We start from the raw sequence: 6444 nt of genomic DNA on the forward strand, positions 1-6444 counted from the left end.
CACGGCGGCGTGCGCCGCCGCCTGTGCCGCGCCCGGCGGCCGTGTGTCCGGTGGCGCTCCGCCCGGCGGGCACGCGGTGTCCGCCCGCCGCGGACGCGCGGGCGCTGCCGCGCGTCGCCGCCCGGTCGTCAGACCGCGGCCGGCTCACGGTCGCCCGCCTCGGCGACGACACCGGTGACCCGGCGCAGCTTCTTCATGGGCGCGAGCTCCGAGTCGTAGACCTTCTTGACGCCGTCGCCGAGCGCGGTCTCGATGGTGCGGATGTCGCGGACCAGGCGGGTGAGGCCCTGCGGCTCGACGGAGGCGGCCTGGTCGGAGCCCCACATCGCGCGGTCGAGGGTGATGTGGCGCTCGACGAACGCGGCGCCGAGGGCGACGGCCGCGAGGGTGGTCTGCAGGCCGGTCTCGTGGCCGGAGTAGCCGATCGGGACGTTCGGGTACTCGTCCCTCAGGGTGTTGATGACCCGCAGGTTGAGCTCCTCCGCCTTGGCCGGATAGGTGGAGGTGGCGTGGCAGAGCAGGATGTTGTCGCTGCCGAGGACCTCGACGGCGTGGCGGATCTGCTTCGGCGTCGACATGCCGGTGGAGAGGATGACGGTCTTGCCCGTGGCGCGCAGCGAGCGCAGCAGCTCGTCGTCGGTGAGCGACGCGGAGGCCACCTTGTGGGCGGGAACGTCGAACTTCTCGAGGAAGGCGACGGCCTCGGTGTCCCACGGGGAGGCGAACCAGTCGATGCCGCGCTCCTTGCAGTGCTCGTCGATCCGGCGGTACTCGTCCTCGCCGAACTCGACGCGGTGGCGGTAGTCGATGTACGTCATCCGGCCCCAGGGGGTGTCGCGCTCGATGTCCCACTGGTCGCGCGGGGTGCAGATCTCGGGGGTGCGCTTCTGGAACTTGACGGCGTCGCAGCCGGCTTCGGCGGCGGCGTCGATCAGGGCGAAGGCGTTGTCCAGGTCGCCGTTGTGGTTGATGCCGATCTCGCCGGTGACGTAGACGGGGTGGCCGGGGCCCGCGATCTTGTTGCCGAGGGCGCGCAGACGGGACGTGCTCATGGGGGTGGTTCCTTACTTCTTGGGGGACATGGGGGCGGTATCAGGGGTGTTGAGCGTCGGGCCGAGGAGCCAGGCGGCGATCTCGCGGATCGCCCCCTCGCCGCCGGGTGTGGCAGTGACGGCACGGGCGGCGGCGCGTACGGAGTCGTGCGCACTCGCGACGGCCACGGGCCAGCCGACGAGGTGGAAGCACGGAAGGTCGTTGACGTCGTTGCCGACGTAGAGCACCCGCTCGGGCGAGAGGCCCCGTTCGTCGCACCACTGCTTGAGTGCGAGGTCCTTGCGGTCGATGCCGTGCAGGACGGGGACCTTGAGCTTGTGGGCGCGGGCGGCGACGACCGGGTTCTGTTCGGTGGAGAGGATCAGCAGTTCCAGGCCGGCCTTGCGCAGATGGGCGACACCAAGGCCGTCCCCGCGGTGGACGGAGACGATCTCCCGGCCGTCCGCGTCGATGAGGACCCGGTCGTCGGTCTGGGTGCCGTCGAAGTCGAGGACGACGGCGTCGACGTCGTCGCGGCCGGGTACCGCGGCGGTGTCGAGCAGTGGCGCCAGCGCGCGGGCGCGGGCGAGGTCGTGCGGGTCGTCGACCTCGAGGACCCGCGCCGGGTCGGTGCGCACCAGAGCGGTGCGGCCGAAGAAACGGTGGCCCGCCTCGCGGAAGCCGGCCGCGGACATGGCGTACGCGGCTCCCGTCTCCAGGAAGTCCTGCGGGCGGTCCTGGCGGCGCGGCCGGAACGAGGAGTCGTGGTTGACGCCGTATCCGGAGCCGGTGGCCGTGACGGTGTCGACCAGGACGGCCGCCCCGCCGGCCTGTTCGGCGCTCTCCCCGGAGGGGCTCGCCGGCTCGTCGGCCTCGCGCCACACGAAGCCGTGGAAGGGCGCGACGGTCACCGCGCTGTCGGCGCCGTCCAGGGCGACCGCGCGGGCGACGCCCTCGATGTCCTCCCGGGCGATGAAGGGGCTGGTGCACTGCACGAGCAGCACCACGTCGACGGGTGCGCCGTGCACGGCCTCGTGCGCGTCCATGGCGTGCAGGACCGCCGACTCGCTGGTGGCGGTGTCCCCCGCGATGGCCGCGGGCCGCAGCACGACCTCCGCACCGGCGCCGCGGGCGACGGCCGCGATCTCGGGGTCGTCGGTGGAGACCGCGACATGCGTGACCAGAGGGGCGTCGAGGCAGGCGCGGACGGCCCGCGCGACGAGCGGCACGCCGCCGACCGCGGCCAGGTTCTTGGCCGGGACGCCCTTCGATCCGCCTCGGGCGGGGATCACGGCGAGAACGGTCATCGGTGGCTCCTGACGCATCGGGACTGGAAGCGGGAAAGGCCGGGGGTCACAGCTCGCCCATCCGGCGGATCACGGGCGCGACGCGCTGCACGCCGTGGCGGTACGCGCCGCGTGCCGCCCGGCGTACGGCGTCGCGCACCACCCGCCGCAGGCCGGTGGCCTCCGCCTCGGGGGCGGCGCCGGCCAGCGGTGTGCCGTCCGGGGCGAGGTGGTGGCGGGCGAGCAGACCGGGCAGGTATCCGGGCGCGGTGGCGGGCGTGTAGTACGGGGCGATCGCGGGGAGCCGCGGCGCGAGGAGCAGTTCGGCGACCCGCTTGCGGGCCTCGTCGAAGGCGCTCTCGTACGAGCCTCCCCCTACGGCGACGCCCTGCCGCGACAGCCAGTCGGCGTCGGGGGTGGGGCGGTGGCCGCCGTCGAGCCGGTCCCAGGAGGCGAGCAGCCCCGAGCCGAGGAAGTGGTGGTTGCCGAGCGCCTCGCGCACGCCGAGGTCGGTGAGCACGGCGGTGGGGATCCGGCGGTGGAGCGCCTCGAGCGCGGCGGTGGACGACACGGTGACCAGCAGGTCGGTGCGGTCCAGTACCTCGCCCATGTTCCCGTACACGGGACGGAAGTTGGGCGGAAGGCCGCCGGGCAGCTTCTCCGCGAGCTTCTGGTACGGGACCTCTTCGAGGTGCGTGGTGTGCTCGCCCGGCTTGGAGCGGAGCTTCAGCAGCACCTCGCGGTCCGGGTGCAGCCGGGCGTGCTCGACGAGCCTGCGCAGCAGGTACGCACGGTCCGCGCGGGACTCGGGCACGGACGGCTGGACGGCGAAGACGACGGTGTCCCGGCCTTCCTGCGGCCGGTACGGCGCCCCGCCGAGGAAGGGCAGCGCGGCCTCGGTGACGGATCCGGCGTCGGCGCCCACTCCCTCGTAGACGGCGCGGAAACGCGTGGCGTCGTGGCGGGAGTTGGCCAGCACGACGTCGGCGCCGTGGCGCAGCAGCAGTCCGTCGGACAGCTTCTCGTAGACGACACCGACGTAGCCGGTGACGACGACGGGCCTGCGGTCCTGGCCGAGTGCGGCAAGGCCGTGAAGCATGGCCTGGACGCCGCCGCCGACGAGCGCGAGGACGACGATGTCGTAGGACCCGTCCCTCATCGCCCGCAGGAACTCGTTGCCCGTCACCTCGCGCAACGCGTCGGCGCTGACGCCCACTTCCGCGAGCTGGCGGGCGGTGGGTGTGGCCCGGCCGCGCAGCAGGAAGCCGCTCAGCTCGACGGAGGTGCTCGGTGCGATACGGCGCGCGGTGAGCGCACCCCATTTCCACCGGGTGTCGGAGTCGGCGAGTACGGCGACCCGTACGGCCTCGCTGGTACTTGTTGGCACGTCGAGGACGTTAGAAAGGCATGTGGTTTCACGGCCCAACTCGGCAGCAACAAACGGTTAACAGAGCACCTACGGACAGCGAAGCAGGCCGGGGAACGAGTCGGTTAACAAGCTCGTCGCTCTACGTTCACCTGACATCCTCGTATGCGTCGATGCGAATGCCGAGCGCCCCCCTAGCGTCACGCGGGTGGTTAAGCTCTCCGTCATCGTGCCGTTCTACAACGTGCAGACATATGCCCCCGACACACTGCGAAGCCTTCGCGCGAACGCCCGCGCCGACTTCGAGTTCGTGCTCGTCGACGACTGTTCGACGGACGGGACTCCGGAGATCCTTCAGCGCGCGGAACGTGAGCTTCCGGGCGCGGTTCTGATCAGACACGAACGGAACGGTGGGCTGGCCACCGCCCGCAACACCGGTCTGGACGCCGCCGGCGGCGAATACCTCACCTTCCTCGACGGCGACGACTGGCTGGCTCCCGGCCACTTCGAGCACCTGCTGAACGCCATGGAGGACCTGGGGTGCGACTTCGTCCGCACCGACCACGTGCAGTGCACGGGACGGTCCCGCTCGATCCACCGGGCGCCCGTCGGGCGGCGCGGCGAGGTGCTGCGCCCGCGGGACGCGATCCTGCCCGCCTCGCGGTCGACCGCCGTCGACTACCCGTACGCATGGGCCGGGATGTACCACCGGCGGCTCGTGGACCGCGGACTGCTGCACTTCACGCACGGGCTGCGCACCGCGGAGGACCGGCCGTGGATATGGCGGCTGCACCGGGAGGCGGATTCGTTCGCCGTGATAAGCCACCTGGGAATTTTCTACCGGCGCGGAATCGCTTCTTCGCTCACGCAGATCGGCGACATCAGGCAGCTCGATTTCATCAAGGCATTCGACCAGGTGATCGAGGAAACGGCGAAGGACGCCGATGCGGAAAGGCTGCTGCCCAAGGCGGTCCGCACATATTGCGCGGTCATTTCCCATCATCTGGGATCCATTGAAAGGTACGAACCGGCCGTGGCAAGGAAATTGCGCACGATGAGCGCGGCCGCGCTGAAGCGTATGCCGCAGGACGTGCTGAACGAGGCCATCGACTCCATGGACGCCGACCGCGCCTCGCGACTGCGCAAGGTGCGCCGACGGCCCGCTCCTCTCTCCGTGGAGGCGGCAGCCTGATGGCCACGACCCAGATCTTCTTCGCCTCCTCCCTCTACGGAGCGGCGACGCTCGCCGCCGCGATCGACAGCGGCGGCTTCTCCACCGCGGACCGCCGGCTGCTGCTGGTCTCCAACAACGCGGCGACACCCGAGACGACACCGGCCCTCGACGAGATGGCCGGCTTCGAGCGGCTGCGCGGCCGCTTCGACGACGTGCTCTCCTGGAACGGGACCATCTCGCCCTTCCACCCCGGTGGTTGGGCGCCACGCGGCGACGACGTGCCCCTGTGGGAGCGGTATCTCCGGCAGCTGTGGGAACTGGGCGACGACCGGATCGAGCTCGCCGTCGAATCCATCCAGGTCAACCCGGCACTGGCGGTCGCACAGCTCTTCCCCGACGCCGCGCTGGACGTGTACGCGGACGGGCTGATGAGCTACGGCCCCACCCGCAACAAGATCGACCCGCTGGTCGGCGAGCGGGTACGGCGGCTGCTGCACCTCGACCTCGTGCCGGGCCTGAAGCCGCTGCTGCTCGCGGAGTTCGGCGTGGAGCCGCAGCTCGTGCCGACCGAGGCCTTCGTCAAGGTCGTCGGCGAACTCTCCGACGCCGTGCCGGACGCCTGCGCCGGCGTCCCGGAGGCGCCGGCACTCCTGCTGGGCCAGTACCTCGCCGCCCTGGGCATCCTCACGCCGGTGGAGGAGGAGGGCCTCCACGTCCGGATGCTGGCCGGCGTGGCCGCGCTCGGTCACCGCCGGGTCGTCTTCAAGCCGCACCCGACGGCGCCGGCCGCGTGGACGCGGACGCTGGAGCGCGAGGCGGCGTCCCTCGGGGTCGAACTGACCGTGCTGGAGCGGCCGGTGCTCGCCGAGGTGCTGTTCAAGCAGATGCGCCCGGCGCTGGTGGCGGGATGCTTCTCCACCGCCCTGTTCACCGCGGGAGCCTTCTACGGCATCCCCGTCGCCCGGATCGGCACGGAGCAGCTCCTCGACCGGCTCAGCCCGTACCAGAACAGCAACCGCGTGCCGCTGACGATCGCCGACGCGCTGCTGCCGGACCTGGCGGCGGGCGAGTCGGGCCCGCCCGCGCCGGCGGACGGGCAGGTCGCCGGGCTGCTCTCCGCGGTGGGCTTCGCGATGCAGCCGAAGCTACGGGCGGACCTGCGTCCGGCGGCCGAACGCTATCTGCGCGGCAGCCTCGGCGCGGGCACGGCCCGCTACTTCAAGCGCCGCCGTCTGACGGTGCTCGGGCTGCCGGGGGGTGTGCCGCTGCCCCGCAACAGGGCGGTACGGCGGGTGGTGCGGGGGCGGCGGATGCGGCGTGTTCTGAAGCGGGTGACGGCGCTGGGCTGACGCGTGCGGGCCGCGGCGCGGGGCCGTCACCGGTCTGCGTGCGGGCCCCGGCGCGGGACCGTCACCGCACCACGCGTACGGGCCGCTGCGCGGGGCCTGTTCCCCTACCCGCGCCCTTCCCGAAACCGGGGCACGCCCCGCACCCCGTACCGCGCTTCGCGCGGTGCCCTCAATCGCCGGGCGGGCTGGATTTCGCTTCGCGAAACCAGCCACGCCGGCAACTCAAGCCCCAGTGTG

5 protein-coding genes are annotated in these 6444 nt (G+C 72.1%); 2 read left to right on the forward strand and 3 right to left on the reverse strand.

The window, feature by feature from the left end; all coding sequences use genetic code 11:
• Nucleotides 1-128: 128 nt before the first annotated feature.
• Genes ACWGH4_RS28520 through ACWGH4_RS28530 form a run of 3 tightly spaced genes read right to left on the reverse strand, consistent with a single transcriptional unit; the run spans nt 129 to nt 3705 of the window.
• Nucleotides 129-1052 carry an N-acetylneuraminate synthase family protein gene (locus ACWGH4_RS28520; RefSeq protein WP_189466592.1) on the reverse strand — a complete coding sequence of 308 codons (924 nt, stop codon included), beginning with the start codon at nt 1050-1052 and terminating at the stop codon, nt 129-131.
• 12 nt (nt 1053-1064) lie between these two features.
• Complete coding sequence (locus tag ACWGH4_RS28525) at nt 1065-2339, reverse strand: cytidylyltransferase domain-containing protein (protein WP_453465991.1); 1275 nt, start codon at nt 2337-2339, stop codon at nt 1065-1067.
• A 46-nt stretch (nt 2340-2385) separates the two neighbouring features.
• Nucleotides 2386-3705 (reverse strand): DUF6716 putative glycosyltransferase, encoded by a 1320-nt coding sequence (locus tag ACWGH4_RS28530; RefSeq protein WP_441263835.1) that lies wholly within the window; start codon nt 3703-3705, stop codon nt 2386-2388.
• Between the two features lie 187 nt (nt 3706-3892).
• Here ACWGH4_RS28530 and ACWGH4_RS28535 point away from each other — a divergent pair, with 187 nt between their 5' ends.
• Nucleotides 3893-4876 (forward strand): glycosyltransferase family 2 protein, encoded by a 984-nt coding sequence (locus ACWGH4_RS28535; RefSeq protein ID WP_453465993.1) that lies wholly within the window; start codon nt 3893-3895, stop codon nt 4874-4876.
• A complete protein-coding gene (locus ACWGH4_RS28540) occupies nt 4876-6207 on the forward strand; it encodes a polysialyltransferase family glycosyltransferase (protein ID WP_453465995.1) in 1332 nt (443 codons plus the stop codon). Before ACWGH4_RS28535 ends, ACWGH4_RS28540 begins: the two co-directional genes overlap by 1 nt.
• The last annotated feature ends 237 nt before the right edge of the window (nt 6208-6444 follow it).

The organism is Streptomyces sp. NPDC054847 (assembly GCF_053610925.1).